A 20,541-nucleotide genomic window follows, 5' to 3' on the forward strand; every position below is an offset into this window, starting at 1 on the left:
ATGTCGAGATAGTCACGGCAATCGCACCGGCAGTGGGGCGACCGCTCATCCGCCGCCGGCGGGCTTCGCGTTGACGTTCTTCATGGCGGCAAGCAGATAATCCTGCACCGTTGCCTGAAGATTGGTCGTGGCGGCGCGCACCGCCGCCATCGCCTGCCTTACCGCCGCCTCGTCGAAAGGCTGCGCCTTCTCGGCCGCAGCCAGGTCGGCGCGCGCCGCGCGCAACTGCCGCAGGGCTTCGAATGTGCGAGCGCGGTTGTCGCGCATCACCGCGCGGAACTCCTTGCGCACCTCTGGCGAGTGGGCCCCCGCGACCTCCGCCAGCAGCCCGCGCGCGACCGCCGCCTGGCGCAGGCCATGCGCGGCATAGCCGACGAAGAAGAAATTGAGCGCCAGCGAAAGGGCTAGCACAACCAGCACCGCAGCCGAAATCCATGAACGACCGGTCATAGCGCGTCCCCCTCGCCCGGATCGGCCGCGATTCCCGGTCCGCCGTCGTCGGGAAGCCTTACGCCGGTGGCGAGCGCCAGAAGCTCGGAATCCTGCGGCTGGTCCTGAAGGCGCGCCACCTGGTAACCGGCGATTGTCGCGGTGACAAGCAAGGCCGCGGCGCAAACGGCGATGCCGGCCGGCGCGACGAGGAAGCGCGGCAGCAGCGAAGGACGCGCTGCGCCGCGATCGATCCGCGCCATCACCTTGCGCGCCAAAGCGCGGTCGTCGCCCTCGACCAGCGCGGCCTGCCGCACTAGCCTGTCGAGCGCCGCGTCGGCGCCGGCATCGCCTTCCAACGCCATGAATGCCAGGGCCGGGCCTTTCAAGGGCGCCGGCCAGGCGTCGATGTCGTCGCCGAAGCGGCGCCGGTTGTTCTCGAATTCCTCGCGTGTCATGAGGACTTCCTTTCGCGGCCCCCGGCCGCATCTGCCAAATGATCCCTGAGCGCGCGGCGTCCGCGCACGAGCAACTGCTCGACCGAGCCCGCGCTGGCGCCCATCACCTCGGCTATCGCCGCGATGTCAAGCTCGCCCACCGCCCGCAGAAGCAGCGCCATCCGCTGGCGCTCCGGCAGGCGCGACAGGCCATCGCGCACGATCGCCAGCTCCTGCCTGGCAGCCGTCGCGGTCTCGGCATTCGCTTCCAGCGCGGCCGGCTCCTCGCCGATGTCGTCCAGGCCGAAGAAATTGCGCAGCGCGCGGCGCCGGCGCTGGTCGATGCAGCGGTTGGCCGTGATCCGGTAGAGCCATGTCGAGGCGCGCGCCCTGCCGGGATCGAAGCGCGCGGCCTGTTTCCAGACGGTCACGAACACCTCCTGCACCACGTCCTCGGCATCGGCCGCATGGCCGAGATAACGCGTGGCGAATGTCCGCAGCCCACGGCCGTGGCGGGCCATGAGCGCGGACAAAGCCGCCTGGCTGCCCGCGGCGATGCGGGCCAGAAGCTCCTCGTCGCCATGGGAGGCTTCATCCCGCACGGCGGCGGGCACCGGCCGAGGAGCCTCCGGCGGCGAGGGAGAAATCTGCGACGATCCGGCTCGGGAGAAGAACGAATTCCGACGTCAAGTCCACCACCAGATATCAGCGGCGCCAACGGCGGAAGCCGCGAACCGTGTTGCCGTTCGGGCCCGTGAAGCTGCCGACAGAACGGCCGCCAAACGGTCCGGCCGCGCTGTAGCGCTGACCTGAAACGGTCTTGCCGTTCGGCCCGGTGGCAGAATAGCTCCTGGAGCAGCGGTCAACAACGCCGACCTTGCAGGTTGAATTGGACGTGTAGGTGCCGCCGTTCGGTCCGGTGCGCGTTGTCGAGCCGGTGTAGACATTGCCGTCCCGATCGACGCTGCGGCTCAGTTCGCCGCCATGCGCGGTCTTGCGCGTCCACTCCTCGGCGGAGGCCGGGGAAGCGGCCGACCAGACGACCATCGCGCCAAGGCAAAGCAGCGGAAGTTTGAACCTTGAAAGCATGTCATTTCCTTTCTGGCAGGCAGATTGGTCAGTTGGCGTGAGCAGCCACGATCTTGCGGATCGCCGCGATCTCATCGGCGGAGAGCCTGCCGTCGCCATTGCGGTCGGCGAGATCGAAGAGCGGCGTGCTGGCCTGGAACTCGCTCTCGGTGACCTTGCTGTCGTCATTCCTGTCCATGCGCCGCCAGCGATTGCCGAGGCGGGCCTCGGCTGCCAGGGCGCGGTCATCGATGGCCTGGCGGGCGGTCTCGATCTCGTTCTCGTCGATGACGCCGTCGCCATTGCGGTCGAGCCTTTTGAAGAGACGTTCGCGGGCGGCGAGCATCTCGTCCTTCGAGATCGCGCCGTCGCCATTGGTGTCGAGACGCTGCACGATGCGCTGGCCGGGCATGTGCTGCGCAGCGGCGGCGCAGAGCGGAGCGAGCCCGAGAAGCAGACCCGCAAGAATTGCTGAGTGTTTCATGGGTGGTTCCTTTCGATTGTGACGTCGCGAGGTAACGACTGTCGGTCAATACGCAGCCCGGTCCGTGCTCCTACGCCGGCGGCCGGATTTTTTTCGTTGGCCGCCATGGCGTCGGTACCGGGCATCGAGCTCTCGAAAAAAATTGCGGGCGGCGCGTAGGAGCCGTCGAACTCCCGCGTAGGAGACGCTGCAGGGACGGGCCGCGGCGGGCCGTCGATTACAGTGGAGACTCAGATGACCAAGATCGTAACCGCCCTTGCGGGGCTGCTTCTGTGCGGCTGCAGCGCATTCGCAGCCGACCAAGGCGCCCGGGAGGCGTTCCGGCGCATCGACACCAATGGCGACCGGAAGCTCGAGTTCAGCGAAATCCAGGCAGCGCGGGCGCTGATGTTCGACCGGTTGGATGCCAACCACAATGGCGTGCTCGAGCCTGGCGAGGTGCAGGCGGTAATGGAAAAGGTCAAGTCGGGGCGCGACGTCCAGGCCGCACGGTTCACCGGCCTGCAGGCCGAAGCAAGCCGCATGGACCGCAACGGCGACGGCAAGATCTCGCGCGACGAATTCACGGCCGCCATCCCCGACAGACTGCTGCAGGCGGACAGCGATGGCGACGGCGCATTGTCGATCGCCGAGATGCGAGCGCTGCGGCGCCAGTGATCCGTGCCAACCAGATCAGACGAGAAAATCGATGAACAGAACGATCACCGCTTTCCGCGGCGTGATGCTCGCAGCTGCGACCTTGGCCTCGCCGGCAGAGGCCATGCCGCTTGCGGCGCCGGCAGCGCCGACGTCCGTGACGAGCCAGGCAACGCCGATCTGGTGCCGGCGCGGCTTCTACGTCGTCGGCGGCGCCTATTACTACAATGGTTACCGGGGTTATTGGCGCATGCTGCCCGGCTATCGCTACTACAAGGGCTACTGGTTCCCGGCCGCCGCCTTCGCGGCCGGCGTGGCGGCTGCCACGGTCGCGCCACCCCCGCCCCCCGCGGCGCGCCTGGCGGCGCCCCATGTGCGCTGGTGCTTTGATCACTACCGGTCCTACCGCGCCTGGGATAACAGCTACCAGCCCTATGACGGCCCCCCGCAGCAATGCCGGTCGCCCTATAATTGAAACTCGGCACTGCCGTCATCGACGCCGGAAGGAGGCTCGTCCATGCAGAATCGCTCCATGCCTGCAAATACGGTCACACCGGTGCTTGCCTACCCAGACGTGGAAGCGGCGAGTCGTTGGCTCTGCGAAGCCTTCGGATTCGAATTGCGGCTGACGATCGCCAATCATCGCGTCCAGCTCGGCTTCGGTGGCGGGGCTGTTGTGGTCACCACCCTGAAGAGCGGCGAATTCGTGCCGACGAAGGATGAGGCATTCTCGGTGATGGTGCATGTCGAGGATGTCGATGCGCACCACCGCCGCGCGATGCTCCATGGCGCCATGGCGCTGACCGCGCCGACGAGCTACCCATATGGCGAACGGCAATATTCCTGCCGCGATCTCGCCGGCCACGCCTGGACGTTCTCGCAAACGATCGCCGATGTCGCACCCGAGGAATGGGGCGGCAGAGCCGAGCGTCACGTCGAAACGGATTCAGACGACACGCTTTAAGCGTTGTTTTGACGTATGCCGCTGCCTGCATGGGCGCAAAGCTGTCGTTGGGAATACTTAAGCGCTCGTGCTGACGCGCGCTATCAGCAAGGCACCCGTGCCAGAGGTCGACGCCTCTTACCCGAAAATCGAATCTACTGATCCACCTTATCCATAAGCAACTGCAACTCGGCCTGCGGCGCGATCCAGAAAGTTCGAAAAGCTTCCAAGAACCCCAGCCAGTTTCGCTTTTCACAGTAAAAACAACGGCTTAGTAAGGGCGCAAAAATCACAATCGGAACACTTTTCCGGGGCATTGAGCCGGAATTTTGCCCGATTCGGGACATTCCGAGGATCTCGATCGTCGGTCCGCGCCGTTGAACCCCGCTCTTTCGCAAAAGCGAACTAAGGCTTTATCGTGACTGCCATCGTTGCGCAAAAGGCCTCAGCCGTCACATCGAATGGAACGATGCACAACCTCGTATCTTTGACAGTCGTTCCTGCTATAAAGAATACCGATACATTGCCATCCATGCTTGGAGCGATCGGAGTCGGCAAGTTCGTTTTCACAGCGTAAATGGGCGTCGACGACGCAGTATTATCCGCCGTTTCTACGCAGGACGCTAATGCTCCATTGTTCGGATTTACATCAATCACATAGGTTCCTGAGGACATTTTATATTTTGCCTTAACAGTAGCGATGCATGCATAGATTCTTTTGTCAACGAAGCTAACGATAGTAGCGACCGATTGACAGGAATAAAAATGATCTGTGGAAACTTGGCATATTTGTATCTTTGGATCTACAACTTTTGCTTCTTGTGCAAACCCTTGGGGCGTGTCGAATAAAACCGCAAAAATCACAAATACTTGAAAAAGAATAACCCTTTTAATCATGACATTCTCCTTCACGTTGACGAGTGTCTGGCCAGGGCAATAACTAGGCCAACGTCGCGAAGAAGGCGACCCTTCCACACAACGTTCGGCGGTCAGGACGAACACCTGAATTCAGTCGAGTTCCAGGTCGCGCACCAAGGTGTGCAAGCGCGGAGCACGGCAGCCGAAGGCCAATAGCGAATACTGGAAACAGAAGGTGTCAAGAAACATCGCACGCGACGTCCAGGTTCTAGACACCCTAAAGCTTGCCGGATGGCGTGTCCTTACAGTGTGGGAATGTGAACTGAACGACGTGAAGACGTTGAAGGAGCGTCTTCGAGGATTTCTCGGCTAGCCGGCAGTGCCGTTCGCTATCGGCTTAGAACGGCCACGGAAGCGCGTGAAGCCAAGCCCACACAGACTCCGTTGCCGTGCCTAATAGTGCAAGGAGACGTTGGGCATACAACGCCACGCCTCCACCGACCCCGAGGGTTATAGCTGCATCGATTTGTGCGTTTGCGCGATCTCTCAGCCACACGGCTATAGAACCCGCCATGCGCCTCAAAAACCCGACGCTTTCATTTACCGTATCAATCGCTGGTTCTGGCTTTTCAGCCTCTGCCTCGATTTTCGCGATCTCATTTAGAGCTTCTGTAGCGTCTTGCGCCGAGACTGGGCTATCCTCTATCGGTCCAGGCGGCCGGTTGTGACCGATCATCCCGTAGCCATGAAGCCCTAGCTGTAATTGCTCTTTTAACTCAGCTAGCTGCGCGAGCATCTCGCTCTTGAGCTGGTCTAAATCCCCCTTTGACGCGGCAGCAGAGTCGCGTCGCGTTCCCACGAAATCTTCAAGGTCAAAAGCGGAGGACTCGAAGCTCGCGTTGTCGTCGGATTGGCTTTCGGCCACCGGAGCCCAGTCGAAGAGCCCGTCACTCTGCACTTCGTCCACCGCTTCCTGCATGAGTTCGAAGCTTGCGACATCTGAGAATTCGCTCTGAATCTCGTCATCTGCGCTATAGGGGCCGCCCCAAATCCATTGGTAACCACCCTCCGCTGACTCATAGGGAAGTCGAACAGCCGGATCCTCGAAATGTTCGTGGAACCACTGAACCATAAGTTCCTTCTTGCGGCTGCGTGACAGCTTTCTAAACGCCGAAGGCGAGTATTCGAACCCGTCGATCACATATTTACGCCGACTTGCCATGCGCCACCGTAACAAACCGTTCAATGAACAGGCCGAGGGCACGCATCCAGTGCACCGCTCTGCCGCCTGTTCTCACGGCCTCCGCGTAGCACCTTGAGGTTGCTCAAGCCAAGGCATGGGCAACCAGCAATGCTGAAATAATGAAGTGCGCGCCTCGATCGCCGGGCTCAGGGATTACCCTCGCCGAGAAACTTCGCCGATCAGTTCCCGCAAGAGCATCCGTGCGATAGTTGCCGGCGGCGAGCCGCCTACCTGCGTCGATTTCGAAGCGCCCTGATAGTAGACCGTCACCATTTTCTTCTCGACCGTATACAGCCCGGTCGCGTTGCCTGCACTTGTTTCGATTGTGATGGTGCCTTTGTCACTCATTACACCTACCTCCGAAAGCGCGGTCGCGCCGCCATTTTCCACCAGCACACTGGATGGCCATATCTCAGCTGCCATGAGCGCCTCGACCATCTGGTAAGGCTCGCGCTTGCCGGTGAATGGGCAAGGCTCGATCGCGGCGAGCCCCTGGGCGAGCCGGGTGTAGGTGTCGTTATCGATGTAGGTGTCCAAGGCGAATGCTCCGTTGCCTGATTGCCCGCACGGTATGAGTCATTCTGCGACGACACGCAAGAGGAATTGCTCAATAAAATCAGTAAGTAAGCGATGACTTGTTTCCGTGATGCTTGTCCCTAGAAAGAAAAACCGCCCGGCGATAAGCCGGACGGTGAAGTTAGGAGATATCGAACGGAAGGCGATAGCTACACTATAGCAGAATCTAGACCGGCGTGTCGAGAAAAACGGAAAATATTCCTAGCCCCGATAATAGGCAGCTGGGTGAAGACAAACACCTCTACTCGGGCGCTTCGCGCCCTCCCTGCGCGGCCTTCGGCCTTGCCCGCGCTTCGCGCGGTCGCTTTGTCTTCTCGGACCGGAAGGTGTTCTTCGTTCTTGTTTGTCTTGCCGGTCAATCCCTGCGGCTAAAGACTTTCCCCCTGTCCTAAAAGTCAGCACGAAAATGATGACGTTTAGGACAGGGGAATCGTTCGAACGTCTGCGTTCAAAAGTGGTGAAGAGCTTAGGTTTGATAAACCGGCGCGGAGGCTTCCATTGCCCGCGCCATAACTCCGATTCCTGATCTTGCGATCAAAGCGGTTAGGGGCCGAAGCCCCGGCACCATGCGCGACTTACCTTCAATCGCTACATGGCCGATGTTGTCGTTCCGCACTCTAGGGACTGACAGAGCACCGTCTTTTTGTTTGGCAGCCTTACATGCTGGTGAACAGCATCGGCGCTAACCGAGCCGGGCGTCCGATAATCGGGGAGCTTGCGGCTAGATCTTCCGTTCAACCTGGCTGTCTGATAGCGCCCGTCCGTATTCCGGGATGTCGCCCTTGGTTGATGATGCCAGTATGGCCCTTGTCGGTTATCAGCCGATTTGCGGACTTTTGTTCTTACGAAATAGTATAGCAGAATCGGGACGGGAAAGCGCAAATACGGCAATTGCGACCGATAATTTTTTTGCAAGCGGACAATCGACCAAATGGATGCGGACAAAATCTTCGATGAACTTGAGGCAGAGTTGCACCGCGAGGTCGGGCGAATGGTCGCAACGTGGTCTCAATTGGAGGGCTGGCTTGCTCATATCTTGACGCTACTTTTGGTAAGAAGCGGGAGGGGCCGCGAGGGGGAAACTATCTACTATGAAGTGCCCAACCTGCGCCCCAGAATCGCAGTGATGAATGCGGCCTTTTTCAATCGGTCTGACATTGGCGAGGACATTCAAAAAAGATGGTCGGCGCTCATTGCAGCGACTGAAAAGGAGGCCGTCGAAAGAAACTCGATAATTCATGGGGATTTTTTGCGCGGGACAGTGGGCAATTCTGTCTTGGCAGTGGCTGTGTCGCCAAAAGTATTTTCGGATATGCGTCGGAAGCATCCTCCCAAAGGAGTGAGCAAAATGGGATTCCACTCTGTCGATATCCGGCGCCACACCGAAAGGGTGGGCCTTCTTCGGGATGCGCTTTGGGCACTCTATGGCGACCTTCCCAACTCAGAAGATGCTAAGCCGGCAAGGGAGGCAGAGGAATACCTGGACGCATGGCGGGTCGCGCGTGGCCAGCGCGAATGGCCCTCAGTCAGTTAACGTAGCCGTGTCCGAGTGTTTGCCAGGTTCCCGGGCCGTGTGCTTTTCCGAAACTCATCCGCGACCACACCGCGCATTGGCTTCCATCTCCCGGGCCATCTTCCTGCCGAGGTGGTTGACCGTAGGTGTCTGTGACCTAGCTTAAAGTTCAGAATGGACCGTCCGGACTCCCCAAAAATGCGGATTGGAACGCCCCGTGGGAGAACTTTTGGGATATTGACGATGGAGAGGTGCGAGTCGGCTTTTCGGAACATTGGCGGCGGGCGACAACCGGCGGCCACTGTATCTTCGAGCTTCGGTTCGAGCGCACATCTTCTGCGCCGGCATCTTCTCCCGGCGTATGACCGCGCTCCGCAACGCAACAAATACACTCGCACGGCACTGCAGGGCCCGAAGCAGTGACAGCTTTGAGAGCAGCAGCAGCTTTAGCCAGCATCGGGGAGAAGACCCAAACACCGCTTCGCGAACTTGAGTTGCACCCAAGACCACATGGGCACGACGATGCCAAATCATCTTGCCGAAATTTACACAAATAACACAGATCTCGCCATTCTGGCCGGGATTGCGATACTCGTACTGGCGGGCGTCTTTCTTGTGCTCCGGCATGCCCTTGTCGCAATGCTGCGGAGTCGCCCGAAACCAAATGCCTACCTGAAAGAATGCAAGCCTGTTCCTCTCGAGGAGGTTCCTTGGGTCTGGGAACGCCCGGTCGACCTTGCAACCGGATCTGGTTCTTCTCAGGCTGTCGTGTCCCCGGATGCGGATGCCCGGCCTCAGGATGCAAACTACCGTCAGTTCGGGGTGCGAATCGAGCATTTCGAGATGATCTCCGAAGCTTATGAGAGTTCGCCAGGCGACCTGCCCAATCCCTTCGCTTCCCCGACAAACAGCGCTACGGCCTCACCTCCCCGTGTTCGCTGGCCTATCGGTCTTGTATCAGGCCTGGGCATCGCCACGATCTGCCTGGCCGTGTCGCTTGGCTATACGATGACGAGACAGAATTGGGTCGAAAGCGCCCCCGCCATTTCGCAGGCCCAGAATCCCTCCCAGCCCGATCTTTCGCGATCCTTCGCGGTTCCGGCGAGTGCTGCATTGGATATGGAGGGACCAGCCCAGGGCGACGGGCGTACGAATGCCGAATCGCCTGGCCCGGATCTCGCGGCTGCCAAGGCTGAAGTCGAGGCTGCTCGTGCTCAGGCATCCGCCGCGAGGAATCTGGCCGGCCAGGAGCACCGAGCTGTGGAAGAAGAGCGCGCCAGAAGCGCCTCTCTGCAGAGTGCGCTCTTGGAATCGCGCAAGCAGGTCGATGCGCTGAGGACAAGCATGGCAGCAGCCGACGACGCATACGGGGAGCGTTTGCGCAACGAACTCGCGGCAGCCCGCACGTATGACGCATTGCAGCGCATTGCGGGAGATGCTCGCAGGCTGCTGGGCGAGAGCATCAACTATGTCGTTACGCAGATGCCGGCTGATCATCTGGAGCGTCAGCGAACTGAATTGATGGCCCGCGACCTATCCCAAGCGCGGGCGCAAATTTCACAGCTTCAGGCCACGGCCGCCGAGGACCGCGCCAGTGCCAAGGCCTCGCTTGCGCAAGTGGACGCATTGCTTGACGACGAGCGCCGGAAGTCGAAGGACCTTCGTGGCGACCTCGCCGCAATGGAACTGTCCAAGGCCGCGATCGCGGATAAGGCTGAGCGGGAACGAACCGGTGCAGCCACAGCGAGAGGACGGGTGGAGCAGACCGCAACCGAGACTGCCCAGACCCTCGCCCGAGAACGCGCTTCCGCAGCATCGATCCGTGAGGACCTCGATAAAGCCCGCCTCGAGCGCGACGCGGCTGAACAGGAACGAGCCAAGGCTGTCAAAGCAAAAGAGCATGCGGAGCAGACCGCAGCCGAGACGGCGCAGGCTCTGACACGAGCACGCGCTTCCGCAGCATCGACCCGTGAGGACCTCGATAAAGCCCGCCGCGAGCGTTACGCGGCTGAACAGGAACGAGCCAGGGCTGTGTCAGCAAGAGAGCGTGCGGAGCAGACTGCAGCCGAGACGGCGCAGGCTCTCGCCCTGGCGCGCGCTTCCGCAGCATCAACCCACGAGGACCTCGATAAAGCCCGCCTCGATCGCGACGCGGCTGAACAGGAACGAGCCAAGGCTGTCAAAGCAAAAGAGCGTGCGGAGCAGACGGCAGCCGAGACGGCGCAGGCTCTCGCCCTGGCGCGCGCTTCCGCAGCATCAACCAACGAGGACCTCGATAAAGCCCGCCTCGAGCGCGACGCGGCTGAACAGGAACGAGTCAGGGCTGTGTCGGCAAAAGAGCGTGCCGAGCAGACCGCAGCCGAGACGGCGCAGGCTCTGACACGAGAACGCGCTTCCGCAGCATCGATCCGTGAGGACCTTAATAAAGCCCGCCTGGAGCGCGGCACGTCCCCAGCACTTTCAGGAGAGGTCACCAGGCTGAACGAAGCTCTGGACAACCAGCGCGAAGCCACTGTTTCTCTGGCCCGCGACCTGGCTGCCAAACGCGCGGACAATGACAAACTCAGAGCTGAGCGCCGCAGCGCGCAAATTGAGCCGCCGCTGCAGCCTCGCTCTGGCCGCGCATCGGCCGGCAACGGTCAGATGAAGGCTGTCAGCCAGAAGACGACTACGCGCAGCAAGCTTCGCAACTCCTCGCAGGTGATCCGCGTGCGTACTATCGCGCTTCCCTTTGCCCTCCGGCCAATACACCCGACGTCGGATTGAATTCAAAACGATTGCGACGGCGGTGAACGCTCCAGTCATTAGCCTGTACCATTCGCAACACACGGAGGCCCGGAAAAGGGGATCGCAAAGAGTTCCGCGCTCTGCGCTATGTCAGACCGATCACGCTGCCTTTCGCGTTCAATTCGCACTCGACCGGCGCCTCACGCGTCTCCACCCGTCCCTGATGCATATAGTCGATGCTGACCTGAATGGGAGCCGAGATCTTGCGTTTGCTCAACCGACGTATGGAACCTGCGCTGCTGACGCGCACGCTGGCCGCACCAAACTTGGCGGCGGCCTGCTCGATTGCGTCCTGACAGGCGCGAACGACCTTATCCGGGACACCGGGCAGCGCTTCGATCGGGTGGACCGCTGATGGAACAGTGTTGTCGTCGAGAGGCTGCAGGGCGGACGGGAGGTCGAGCGAATGTCCGCCGCCTGTGGACAGGTCGACAATGGCAGCTGGAGTTGACGGTATTGAGGCCGTTGGAGTGGTGCTGATCCCGTCATCGTTCGACGACGGACTGCCGCTGGCGCCTACGGGATCAGCGGGATCGCCGGCAGGTCCTTTGCCCTTGCCTTTGCCGTTACCGCCGTTGTCATGGCCGCCATGGCCCCCGTTGTCACCCTGATGGCCGCCACCGTCATGCCCTCCGCCGTGCGGGCCGGCGGCCGCAGTCCCAGCGCAAGCTACCGCGATCGAGCAAGCGAATGCCAAATAAGCCAAGCTGAATCCAAGGGATTGACGCACGGTAGTCTCCAAATGTGCCCAGCTGTCCTTGCGCGGCATGCGGTCAGAACGTCTAAACCGCCGCTGCCTCAAGGCAAAAACTAGCGAATACGGTGCCCGCGGAATTAACTAGTGGATGAATCCGCTGCATCAAGGATGCTGGTTGGGGGGTCGATAGCGGCAACACAGCAATTTTTCCCAAGACCCAGAAACCACAACGCCGCAAGTTATCGCGGCGATGTTCCAGCTCCCTGCTCGCCTTGGAGAAAGCGATGACGACCACAATGTCCCCTTTTCTCACCGCCCTCACCTCCGATGGCCCTTCCACCGACTGGGCGAAAGACATGGACCTGTACGCTTGGCTGATCGGCAGCTGGGACATGGACACGGTCCACCATCTCGACGACGGCACGATCCGGAAATGGGATGGGGAATGCCATTTCGGCTGGGTTCTCGAAGGCCGCGCCATGCAGGACCTCTGGATCAGGCCGAGGCGCCCTGCCCCGTCCACCATGTACGGCACCACCTTGCGCGTCTTCGATCCCGGCATCGACGGCTGGCACATCATCTGGAGCGATCCGCTCAACCAGGATTACTCACGCCAGATCGGGAAGGCCGAGGACAACAACATCGTCCAGATCGGCCATGACTCGCGCGACCTGCAAGCGAGATGGCGCTTCACCGAGATCACGGCCGACAGCTTCCATTGGATCGGCGAGGAAAGGATGACTGAGAGCGATTCCTGGCGGGTGACTTATGAGCATTTTGCCCGGCGGGCAGGTTCCTGACGCACTGTCTGTGGCCGATCGCAGATTTCCAGGATCGCTCCTCCTTCCGCGCGCGCTCGCTGTAACGAACCACGATCATACGGCCGTGACGATGCTGATTGGGAATGCGTGCCGACGCCTATCCGCGTCCCGGCGCATAGGCGGCCTTCAACCGCTTACTTTGAGCCTTTCACCGCAAGTGCCGGTGTCGCTCGAACATCGCCAGCTTGTGCCCATATGTCATCCGCACCTCGGATCGGCACCCCTTCGCATCTGAACGTTGTGACGCTCGATGCGCTTCTTACATTAGCAATCAACGATATATTAATGGCTACTGTGCAGCCTGTTCGGCTCGGGAAATCTCCCGATCGACGATCCGGCACTCGGTGTGCCGAGACGCTCGACCGATGCGGAGCAAAACGCATGAGTGTCGAAACAGCATTGGCGCAGCTACTGCGCATGATCCACCGTCGCGCCCTGAATTTGGCAGCACTACCGGACGATGAGAGAGATCCATACTACGATAGCATCCGCCGGTCCTGTTGCGGAGCGGCCGAGCACATCGGTCAATCCCCCGACAATGCCGCCATCACCGCAAACAGCATGGTCGAATTTACCCGGGCGATGGTCGGCATCATCGAGGCGGGGCGCGGATAAATCGCGCGTCAACACGCTCGCGACGAGCTCGGGAGGTGCCGAGAAGCGCGGCTACGGCGCGTTGCCTGCGGCTCGCGCGGTGACGATTGCCATGCGCAGGTCGACGATCGGGCTTCCAAGCGATCGCTATCTCAGATCCCGCCCCAGATGTTCGAGGACAGATGCTTGGTTGTCGGCATCACCGGCCAGCAAATATCCAGCTGGTTGTCGGACGGCATGCCGTTCCGTATCCGCGTTGGCTTGCGGGCATCCTGCGCATATTTCAACGCCACGCCCATGCGATTCAATGTCTTTAGGATCGACATAAAGTTTATCCTCAATTCGCCATGGCTGTAACGGGGGAATCCCGCCGCCTTCATGATGGCGCCTTAGATGACCAACGGTTGTTTCCGCCGCATTGCACGCAAGCGCAAGGCTCGTAACGAGAAGGACAGGCTTTGAAACATTTGTATGCAAACGAGCCGCCATGGCTTGCGAGGCGTCTGGCCGGCTCGGCTACTGCCGTTGCCGTTTCGAAACAAATTTGCGTTCAAGCGCCATCAAACCGAAACCAAACTGCAGGAAAACCGCCATCGACCGGCTCGACCGGAATTTAAACAAAGGAAAAATCGAAATGTCCAAGATTGTTCGCAATGCAATTTTCGCCATTGTTGCTGTCTTCGGCTTCGCCGGTTCGGCTTATGCTCAGCAGGCGGCCCTCAATTCGTGCAGCAACCATGACGATTACTACGCCATGTGCCTGGGCGCGAACAACGGCGACCACCATGATGGCCGCGGAAGCGATCGCCGTTAATCGACTATCCGCTGAAAAAGCCCCGCAGGCATCTCGCCGGCGGGGCTTTTTCGCGCTTCATCATCCTACCGGAAGACCTATGCCCTCGGGTTGCCAGGTCATTACTTGAAAAGTTCGGAAAGAACGGCATTTTCAAATTGCGACGGGTGGTGAGCCATGCTGGCAACCACGCCCAGCTTGTACGCCGGAAGGCCACAATGATCACGGCGAGTCGGCGGCCGTTAGGGTAGCCGCCGCATTTAATTAGCGTTAACTAATTATAGACCGCGCTGTTCTATTCTGACACAGCGCGGTCTACTGCCACACAATGACCGTGCAGGCGGCTCTGGCCCAATCCACCCCCCCAAGCTGGAGCCGCCACTCTCACCATACTCGGCCCGGTTGAACTAATCCTTACCAAATATCCTTTCTGGTGTGTTTCGCAGAAAGGTGGCCTTGTAGCCAAATGCTCGGTCGGTCGAGCACGATGCTTGGCCCTGATCGCAGTTCGGTTGCCAGGAATCACTCTCGTTACAACGCGGCAGTCTGGCGGTCGCAGGACTGAAACATTGCTACTTTAACGTGCTATCGGTGGGTGCATAGGAGCGTGTGGCAAAATGTCGATTCCTAAAAACCTGAATGAGACAGATCTCAGATTCGAATGTCCAAGATGCCGGCATCCGATTATCCGGAAAGGCTCCTGGTTCAAGTCCGTGGCTACATTCAAATGCGGGGGCTGCCAAACACCGATACGGCTTGGATATCCGGCAAAGCTCCGATTGTTCGAGAAACACAGCCAGTCAGCCAGCCCCAATCGCATCAGCCAAGCCTAATAGATACGCGTCATCTCATCCCGACCAGGCGATGTCTCCGTTGGATCAGTCTTTGAGTATAGTGGCCGTCCCTGGTCGACTTGTTTTCAAAGATAAGAACGCGGTTGAACCGCGCCTTTTTTACTTCAGCGCTGACGATCACTGGCGACAGTGCCCTACTCTGCCGCCGCATACCCCGCGATACCCTTGATCTCGAGAAAATCCTCCAGACCGTATTCGGCATATTCGCGACCGTTGCCGGACTGCTTGTAGCCGCCGAAGGGCAGGCCCGCGTCCCAGGCCGGGTAGTTGATGTAGACGGTGCCGGAGCGCATGCGGGCGGCCGCCTGGCGCGCCTTCTCGATGTCCTTGGCCTGGATATAGGAGGCAAGGCCGAAGACAGTGTCGTTGGCTTGCTCGATCGCCTGCTCGACCGTGTCGTAAGGCATGATCGACAGCACCGGTCCAAAGATTTCTTCCCTGGCGATGCGCATGTCGTGCGTCACGTTGGCGAAGACCGTCGGGCGGACATAGTAGCCGCGGTTGAGCTCGGCCGGGCGGCCGGGGCCGCCGGCAACCAGGGTGGCGCCTTCGTCGATGCCGCTCTGGATCAGGTCCTGGATCTTGTCGAACTGCGGTTGGCTGACCACCGGACCGAGCTTCGACGTGGGCGCATCGGCCGGGCCGACGGTGAATTTCTCTGCCGCCTTCTTCGCATAGCCGGCGGCCTCGTCATGGCGGTCGCGCGACACGAACATGCGGGTCGGCGCGTTGCAGGACTGGCCGCTGTTGCCGAAGCAGCCGGCGACGCCCTTGGTGACGGCCCGCTCCAGATCCACATCGGGGAACAGGATGTTGGCCGACTTGCCGCCGAGCTCCTGATGCACGCGCTTGACGGTGTCGGCCGCCGCCTTGGCGACCAGGATGCCGGCGCGGGTCGAGCCGGTGAAGGACATCATGTCGACATCCGGGTGGCTGGCCAGCGCCTGGCCGACGGTCGGGCCGTCACCGTTGACGAGGTTGAAGACGCCTTTCGGCACGCTGGCCTCGTCGATGATCTCGGCGAAGATGATGGCGTCGAGCGGCGCGATCTCGGACGGCTTCAGCACCATGGTGCAGCCGGCGGCAAGCGCGGGACCGACCTTGCAGGTGATCTGGTTCAGCGGCCAGTTCCACGGCGTGATCAGGCCGACGACGCCGATCGGCTCCTTGACGATGAGCGAGGTGCCCTTGATGTGGCGGAACGGAAAGGTCTTCAGCACCTCGGCCATCTTCTCCAGATGCGCAAGGCCGACGCCGACCTGGCTGTCCAGCGCCATCTGGCGCGGCGCGCCCATCTCGCGCGAGACCGCGAGCGCAAGGTCCTTGCTGCGCTTCTTATAGATTTCGATGACGCGGTTGAGGATATCGAGCCGCTCCTCGACCGAAGCAAAGCCGAACGTGGCGAAGGCGCGCTTGGCCGCCGCCACCGCCTTGTCGACATCGGCCTTGGAGCCCAGCGAAATCTGCGCGAAAGCGTCCTCGTTGGAAGGATCGATGACGTCGAGTGTATTGGGCACAACAGGATCGACCCACACGCCATCGATATAGAACTGCAGATTGTGGGACATGATTTCTCCTTGGGCGGGATATCTGATGTGATTGGGGGGCGATCGCCGGATCGTCGCATCGCGTCAGAGATGACGATGCGGCAAGAGCGATGTCAAACACAAGGGCGGGCAATTGAGCCAGGCGGCTACAGAAGAATGTGCCCCGCCGCGACCAGAAGCCCCCTTGCGGCGGCTTCATCCTCCACTTTGACGAGCAGATGGTCGCCATCGAAGGTGGACACCAGAAAAATGCCGAGTTCGTTTTCCGACAATGGCTTTATTACCGACAGCACGATGCCTGTTTCGTCGAAGGCAAAGGGACCCTGGAGTTTCAGGGCGACCCAGTCCCTGTCGTGCTGCACCCCGTCCGGCACCCGCTCCTGCAGGCAGACGACCGAAAGCTCGTCCTCGGTCCTGGTGATGCTGACGAAACCCGGTCCGTCGGCCCAGCCGGGAATGCTCTCTTTTGCTGCGAGGCGCGAAACCGCATACCGCCCCGAGAGTGGCTTCAACCGGACCCTGATTGCCATCCGAACCTCCTCTGTTTGTCGGCGATCACGGATTCGATGCACGTCTGAGCGGCAGCAATCTGCTCCAAACCGAGATTCTGCGTCAACTTGGGAGCAATCCTACAGAGATCATCGATGGCGTTCTGTATTATGCCAGCTTCTTGCTCATATAGACCGTCGTGCCGTTCATGAACGGTTCTTCGCGGTCGATCGTATAGCCGTGCTTCTTGTAAAGCGACACATTGGCTGCGAAGGCGCCATTGGTCAGCAGGCGCAATTCGAAGCGGCTCGCCGCGCGCGCCTTGTGCTCGGCCCGTTCGAGCAACAGCCGGCCAATGCCCCTGCCCTACGCGTCCGGCGCCACGCAGACATTCTCGATCCAGAGGTGATCCTCCTCCAGCATGGTCTCGATCATGCCGACAATGCGATCGCCCTCGACGGCAAGTTCAAACGGATGCTCGGCAACTGCTCTGTCATAGTCGGCGCGCATCGGCATCGGCTCGCGGCCGATCAACGGCACCCATCTGGAATAGGCGGCGCGCACGATGTCCCTGATCGTGGCAGCGTCAGCACGTTCGGCCGGCCGAAACCGGATGGAAGAATTGGTCACAGCAAGGCTCCAGACATGAAAGCCCCGCCGGCGGATGTCGCGGCGGGGCGGGAAACGAACAAACCGGAATTTATTCGGCCGGTGTTTGTCGTCGCGCAATCGGCTTACCGCTCCCCATCGTATAGAGGCGACGTCGCTTGGTGATGGCGGGTGCAAAAACGAACATGGCGCCACGCTGGAACAGGAAGTTCAGCCCGTCAAGATTTTGAGATTGGCCCAGCCTGTCGAATTCGGGAGGTGTTCCATCGTCAGCTCAAAAACCAATCGTGAAAATCGATCATTCCAACCAGAACAATTCGTTGGAAAGATTTGTTCGGGAATGACATTCCTCCGGCACACTCGCCTGGAGAATTGCATTGTCTTCCGCCACCAACATCGCGAACGATATTCCGACAAGCCCGATTTCTGCCGATCTGGCCGCGGGCCGCAAGCGGCTCGGTTCGGCGTGGAACGGCATTATCCCCGGCATCGTGCTGGTGGCGATGATCACCGCTGTGGCCTTCTCAGCCCACAATGTCTCGGGCTTTGCCTTGTTCAGCCCGATGATCTTGGCCGTGGTGGCCGGCATGATCTATTCCAACGTGCTCGGCCTGCCCGCCCACGCCACGGCCGGCATCGCCTTTTCGCAAAAACGCCTGCTGCGTTTCGCCATCGTGCTGCTCGGCTTCCAGCTCACGTTCGGCCAGGTGGCGGGCATCGGCCTTGGCGGCGTCGGCATCGTCGCGGCCACGCTTGGCGCCACCTTCGTCTTCACCGTCACGCTCGGCAAGCTGATCGGCGTCAATGCCAAGCTGGCCCAGCTGATCGCCGCCGGCACCTCGATCTGCGGAGCTTCGGCAATAGTCGCCACCAACATCGTCACCGACGCGCGCGACGAGGACGTGACCTACGCGGTTGCCGCGATCACGCTGTTCGGCACCATCGCCATGCTCGGCTTTCCGCTGCTGGCGCCGGTCTTCAGGCTCGACCAGCACGCCTTCGGCCTATGGGCGGGAGCCTCGATCCATGAGGTGGCGCAAGTGATCGGCGCCGGCTTCCAAAACGGCACGCTTGCCGGCGAGACCGCGACCGTCGCCAAGCTGACGCGCGTCGCCCTGCTGGCGCCGATGGTGATCGCGCTCGGTGTCATGGCACGCCGCGGCAGCTCCGAAATTTCAGGCGCCAGGCCGCCGCTGCCGTGGTTCGTCGCGGCTTTCGTCGCGGTGGTGGCGCTGAACAGCCTGATCGCGATCCCAGCGCAGATCCATTCGGCGATCGCCCTCGCAGCACAGATCATGCTCACCATGGGCCTCGCGGCCATGGGCTTGCAGGCCGATATTTCGGGGCTTCGCTCGCGCGGACTGCGGCCGCTGATGCTGGCCTTCTCAGCCTTCATCTTCATCGGCTGCTTCAGCCTGATGCTGGTGAAGTTCGTGTAAGGCAGGCCGGGGTCGTCTTAGCTATCAGCCTTCATCATCGTCCTCGAACTCACAGGCCGCGACATAGATCGCGGCGAGCTTCTCGATGCCTGCCTGGTCTTCCTTGTCGAAGCGCCCGGGCAGCGGACTGTCGAGGTCGAGCACGCCGAACGCGCCTTCGGCATCGCGCAGAAGCACGACCAGCTCCGAGCGCGAATCGGCATCGCAGGCGATGTGGCCGGGAAATTCGTTGACGTCCTTGACCAGCATCGACATGTCGAGCTCGATGGCCTTGCCGCAGACGCCCTTGCCGACGGCGATGCGAACGCAGGCGGGCTTGCCCTGGAAGGGTCCGAGCACCAGCTCGTCATCGGAAGCGAGGAAATAGAAGCCGGCCCAGTTGAGGTCGGGCACCATCTGATAAATCAGCGCCGCGGTGTTGGCGGCGTTGGCGACGGAATCGCCCTCGCCTTCGAGCAGCGCCTTCAATTGCGTGGCCAACTCCTTGTAGAAGACCGGCTTGTTGCTTGTGTCGATTGCCGTTGCCGCAAACATCGTGTTGTTGCTCCGTTGCAAGCCAGCCGAGGGGCCGGCTACAGTTTGGTCTTCTCTGCCACCAATGCAGCACGTGGGAAATACAAAAACGTGAGCGACAGCCTCGCCAGCCGAAAACGCGACCGTGCGCCGCCGGAACCGCGCGAAGCGCCCCTCACCTTCGCAGTGCTGGTTTTCCCTGGCTTTCCGATGATGGCATTTTCCTCCGTCATCGAGCCGCTGCGCGCCGTCAACATTCTTGCCAAGCGCGACTGCTATCGATGGATGATCGTCGGCGCCGATAGGGGTAGCGTGGAGGCATCGAACGGCGTCGTCATCCAACCCGGCTTCTCGGCAACCGACGCGCCGAAGGTCGACCGCATCGTCGTGTGTTCCGGTGGCGATGCCGATCATGTCGTGGCCGATGAGGCGATGAGCTGGATCCGCAAAAGCCTGCGCGGCGGCGCACATATCGGCGCTGTCGCCGACGCCGCATTCTTCCTCGCCCGCGCCGGGCTGCTCGACGGCCATGCCTGCACCTTGCACTGGACCAGCCAGGCAGCCTTCAGCGAGGCTTTTCCGGAAATCGAGCTTCGGCGCGATCTGTTCGTCATCGACCGCAAGCGCTTCACCTCGGCCGGCGGCGTCGGCAGCCTCGACATGATGCTGGAAATTATCACGCGCGACTATGGCGCCGAAATCGCGGCGGGCGTTGCCGAATGGTTCGTGCACTCGCCATTGCGGTCGAGCGTCGACCGCAAGCTGATGCCGCTCAGGCTGCGCACCGGCGTCCAGAACGAGCTGGTGCTGTCGGCCATCGCCATCATGGAGGATGCGGTCGAGGAAAGGCTCGGCATGGCGGAGCTGGCGGAACGGCTCGGCGTGTCGGCCGACAAGCTCGAGCGCAGTTTCCGCGCCGAGCTGGATATCTCGCCCAATGGATATTACCGGCGGCTGCGGCTGAAGCGTGCAGCCGACCTGCTGGCGCATTCGACGCTGATGGTGCGCGATGTGGCGCTGGCGTGCGGCTTTGCGTCGATGTCGAGCTTTGCAAGGGCGTTTCGCGAGGAGCACGGGCACGCGCCTAAGGCGATGCGGCGGCATTAGTGTGTTTGTGCGCGCTGACGCGATGAAACGCTGGCGGGACAGCGCCCACCTCTGTCCTGCCGGACATCTCCCCCACTTGGGGGGAGATTGGCAGTTCCGGCGCC

At 61.0% G+C, this 20,541-nt stretch carries 25 protein-coding genes; 10 read left to right on the forward strand and 15 right to left on the reverse strand.

The features are described 5' to 3' along the window. Window positions 1-45 precede the first annotated feature (45 nt). From CK219_RS16240 to CK219_RS16260, 5 genes are all read right to left on the reverse strand, one after another. Window positions 46-450, reverse strand: coding sequence for a periplasmic heavy metal sensor (locus CK219_RS16240; protein WP_095767749.1), 405 nt, complete (start codon window positions 448-450; stop codon window positions 46-48). Further along, window positions 447-887, reverse strand: coding sequence for a hypothetical protein (locus CK219_RS16245; protein ID WP_095767750.1), 441 nt, complete (start codon window positions 885-887; stop codon window positions 447-449). The genes CK219_RS16240 and CK219_RS16245 overlap by 4 nt, the downstream gene beginning before the upstream one ends. Beyond that, window positions 884-1,480: a sigma-70 family RNA polymerase sigma factor gene (locus CK219_RS16250; protein ID WP_095767751.1), complete on the reverse strand. Its 597-nt coding sequence runs from the start codon at window positions 1,478-1,480 to the stop codon at window positions 884-886. Before CK219_RS16250 ends, CK219_RS16245 begins: the two co-directional genes overlap by 4 nt. Window positions 1,481-1,571: 91 nt before the next feature. Next, window positions 1,572-1,955: a hypothetical protein gene (locus CK219_RS16255; RefSeq protein WP_095767752.1), complete on the reverse strand. Its 384-nt coding sequence runs from the start codon at window positions 1,953-1,955 to the stop codon at window positions 1,572-1,574. Between the two features lie 28 nt (window positions 1,956-1,983). Beyond that, window positions 1,984-2,418, reverse strand: a complete 435-nt coding sequence (locus CK219_RS16260; protein ID WP_095767753.1) for an EF-hand domain-containing protein — start codon at window positions 2,416-2,418, stop codon at window positions 1,984-1,986. 234 nt (window positions 2,419-2,652) lie between these two features. Between CK219_RS16260 and CK219_RS16265 the strand changes: the two genes are divergently transcribed. Genes CK219_RS16265 through CK219_RS16275 form a run of 3 tightly spaced genes read left to right on the forward strand, consistent with a single transcriptional unit; the run spans window position 2,653 to window position 4,018 of the window. Continuing rightward, complete coding sequence (locus CK219_RS16265; protein WP_095767754.1) at window positions 2,653-3,075, forward strand: EF-hand domain-containing protein; 423 nt, start codon at window positions 2,653-2,655, stop codon at window positions 3,073-3,075. 31 nt (window positions 3,076-3,106) lie between these two features. Then, window positions 3,107-3,529, forward strand: a complete 423-nt coding sequence (locus tag CK219_RS16270; RefSeq protein ID WP_095767755.1) for a BA14K family protein — start codon at window positions 3,107-3,109, stop codon at window positions 3,527-3,529. Between the two features lie 42 nt (window positions 3,530-3,571). Then, on the forward strand, window positions 3,572-4,018 hold the full coding sequence (locus CK219_RS16275) for a VOC family protein (RefSeq protein ID WP_095767756.1): 447 nt from the start codon (window positions 3,572-3,574) through the stop codon (window positions 4,016-4,018). Window positions 4,019-4,402: 384 nt separating this feature from the next. Here CK219_RS16275 and CK219_RS31220 read toward each other — a convergent pair whose 3' ends face one another. The 3 genes from CK219_RS31220 to CK219_RS16285 all read right to left on the reverse strand — a co-directional run bounded on the left by CK219_RS31220 (window position 4,403) and on the right by CK219_RS16285 (window position 6,635). Further along, window positions 4,403-4,894 carry a hypothetical protein gene (locus CK219_RS31220; protein ID WP_141245357.1) on the reverse strand — a complete coding sequence of 164 codons (492 nt, stop codon included), beginning with the start codon at window positions 4,892-4,894 and terminating at the stop codon, window positions 4,403-4,405. A gap of 358 nt (window positions 4,895-5,252) precedes the next feature. Beyond that, on the reverse strand, window positions 5,253-6,056 hold the full coding sequence (locus CK219_RS16280; RefSeq protein ID WP_141245358.1) for a hypothetical protein: 804 nt from the start codon (window positions 6,054-6,056) through the stop codon (window positions 5,253-5,255). A gap of 195 nt (window positions 6,057-6,251) precedes the next feature. Further along, the gene (locus CK219_RS16285; protein WP_095767758.1) at window positions 6,252-6,635 is read right to left on the reverse strand and encodes a hypothetical protein; all 384 of its coding nucleotides are present in this window, start codon (window positions 6,633-6,635) and stop codon (window positions 6,252-6,254) included. 970 nt (window positions 6,636-7,605) lie between these two features. Between CK219_RS16285 and CK219_RS16290 the strand changes: the two genes are divergently transcribed. Both CK219_RS16290 and CK219_RS16295 read left to right on the forward strand, forming a co-directional pair. Continuing rightward, window positions 7,606-8,208 (forward strand): hypothetical protein, encoded by a 603-nt coding sequence (locus CK219_RS16290; protein ID WP_095767759.1) that lies wholly within the window; start codon window positions 7,606-7,608, stop codon window positions 8,206-8,208. Window positions 8,209-8,697: 489 nt separating this feature from the next. Continuing rightward, window positions 8,698-10,953 (forward strand): hypothetical protein, encoded by a 2,256-nt coding sequence (locus tag CK219_RS16295; protein ID WP_095767760.1) that lies wholly within the window; start codon window positions 8,698-8,700, stop codon window positions 10,951-10,953. 106 nt (window positions 10,954-11,059) lie between these two features. On the opposite strand, the gene CK219_RS16300 is transcribed toward CK219_RS16295, so the two are convergent. Further along, the gene (locus CK219_RS16300; RefSeq protein WP_176477033.1) at window positions 11,060-11,704 is read right to left on the reverse strand and encodes a hypothetical protein; all 645 of its coding nucleotides are present in this window, start codon (window positions 11,702-11,704) and stop codon (window positions 11,060-11,062) included. Window positions 11,705-11,955: 251 nt separating this feature from the next. Between CK219_RS16300 and CK219_RS16305 the strand changes: the two genes are divergently transcribed. Both CK219_RS16305 and CK219_RS16310 read left to right on the forward strand, forming a co-directional pair. Then, on the forward strand, window positions 11,956-12,471 hold the full coding sequence (locus CK219_RS16305) for a hypothetical protein (RefSeq protein WP_245340498.1): 516 nt from the start codon (window positions 11,956-11,958) through the stop codon (window positions 12,469-12,471). A gap of 402 nt (window positions 12,472-12,873) precedes the next feature. After that, window positions 12,874-13,107, forward strand: coding sequence for a hypothetical protein (locus CK219_RS16310; protein WP_140633997.1), 234 nt, complete (start codon window positions 12,874-12,876; stop codon window positions 13,105-13,107). A 131-nt stretch (window positions 13,108-13,238) separates the two neighbouring features. Here the strand turns inward: CK219_RS16310 and CK219_RS31225 are convergent, their stop codons facing one another. Beyond that, window positions 13,239-13,466: a hypothetical protein gene (locus tag CK219_RS31225; protein WP_141245359.1), complete on the reverse strand. Its 228-nt coding sequence runs from the start codon at window positions 13,464-13,466 to the stop codon at window positions 13,239-13,241. Between the two features lie 107 nt (window positions 13,467-13,573). On the opposite strand from CK219_RS31225, the gene CK219_RS16315 reads away from it, so the two are divergent. Then, window positions 13,574-13,900 carry a hypothetical protein gene (locus CK219_RS16315; RefSeq protein ID WP_095767762.1) on the forward strand — a complete coding sequence of 109 codons (327 nt, stop codon included), beginning with the start codon at window positions 13,574-13,576 and terminating at the stop codon, window positions 13,898-13,900. 967 nt (window positions 13,901-14,867) lie between these two features. Here CK219_RS16315 and CK219_RS16325 read toward each other — a convergent pair. The 4 genes from CK219_RS16325 to CK219_RS32195 form a co-directional block, all read right to left on the reverse strand. Then, window positions 14,868-16,301 carry an aldehyde dehydrogenase family protein gene (locus CK219_RS16325; RefSeq protein WP_095767764.1) on the reverse strand — a complete coding sequence of 478 codons (1,434 nt, stop codon included), beginning with the start codon at window positions 16,299-16,301 and terminating at the stop codon, window positions 14,868-14,870. Window positions 16,302-16,426: 125 nt separating this feature from the next. Next, window positions 16,427-16,810 carry an ACT domain-containing protein gene (locus CK219_RS16330; RefSeq protein ID WP_095767765.1) on the reverse strand — a complete coding sequence of 128 codons (384 nt, stop codon included), beginning with the start codon at window positions 16,808-16,810 and terminating at the stop codon, window positions 16,427-16,429. Window positions 16,811-16,937: 127 nt separating this feature from the next. Further along, window positions 16,938-17,126, reverse strand: a complete 189-nt coding sequence (locus tag CK219_RS32190; RefSeq protein WP_348628336.1) for a GNAT family N-acetyltransferase — start codon at window positions 17,124-17,126, stop codon at window positions 16,938-16,940. Window positions 17,127-17,135: 9 nt separating this feature from the next. Next, window positions 17,136-17,399, reverse strand: coding sequence for a hypothetical protein (locus tag CK219_RS32195; RefSeq protein ID WP_245340500.1), 264 nt, complete (start codon window positions 17,397-17,399; stop codon window positions 17,136-17,138). A 356-nt stretch (window positions 17,400-17,755) separates the two neighbouring features. Between CK219_RS32195 and CK219_RS16340 the strand changes: the two genes are divergently transcribed. Then, window positions 17,756-18,817: a YeiH family protein gene (locus CK219_RS16340; protein WP_095767766.1), complete on the forward strand. Its 1,062-nt coding sequence runs from the start codon at window positions 17,756-17,758 to the stop codon at window positions 18,815-18,817. 24 nt (window positions 18,818-18,841) lie between these two features. Here CK219_RS16340 and CK219_RS16345 read toward each other — a convergent pair whose 3' ends face one another. Beyond that, window positions 18,842-19,351, reverse strand: coding sequence for a GAF domain-containing protein (locus CK219_RS16345; RefSeq protein ID WP_095767767.1), 510 nt, complete (start codon window positions 19,349-19,351; stop codon window positions 18,842-18,844). 189 nt (window positions 19,352-19,540) lie between these two features. On the opposite strand from CK219_RS16345, the gene CK219_RS16350 reads away from it, so the two are divergent. Next, window positions 19,541-20,437: a GlxA family transcriptional regulator gene (locus CK219_RS16350; protein WP_095767909.1), complete on the forward strand. Its 897-nt coding sequence runs from the start codon at window positions 19,541-19,543 to the stop codon at window positions 20,435-20,437. Window positions 20,438-20,541 lie beyond the last annotated feature (104 nt).

It is taken from the genome of Mesorhizobium sp. WSM4313, assembly GCF_002294725.1.
Lineage (GTDB): Bacteria > Pseudomonadota > Alphaproteobacteria > Rhizobiales > Rhizobiaceae > Mesorhizobium.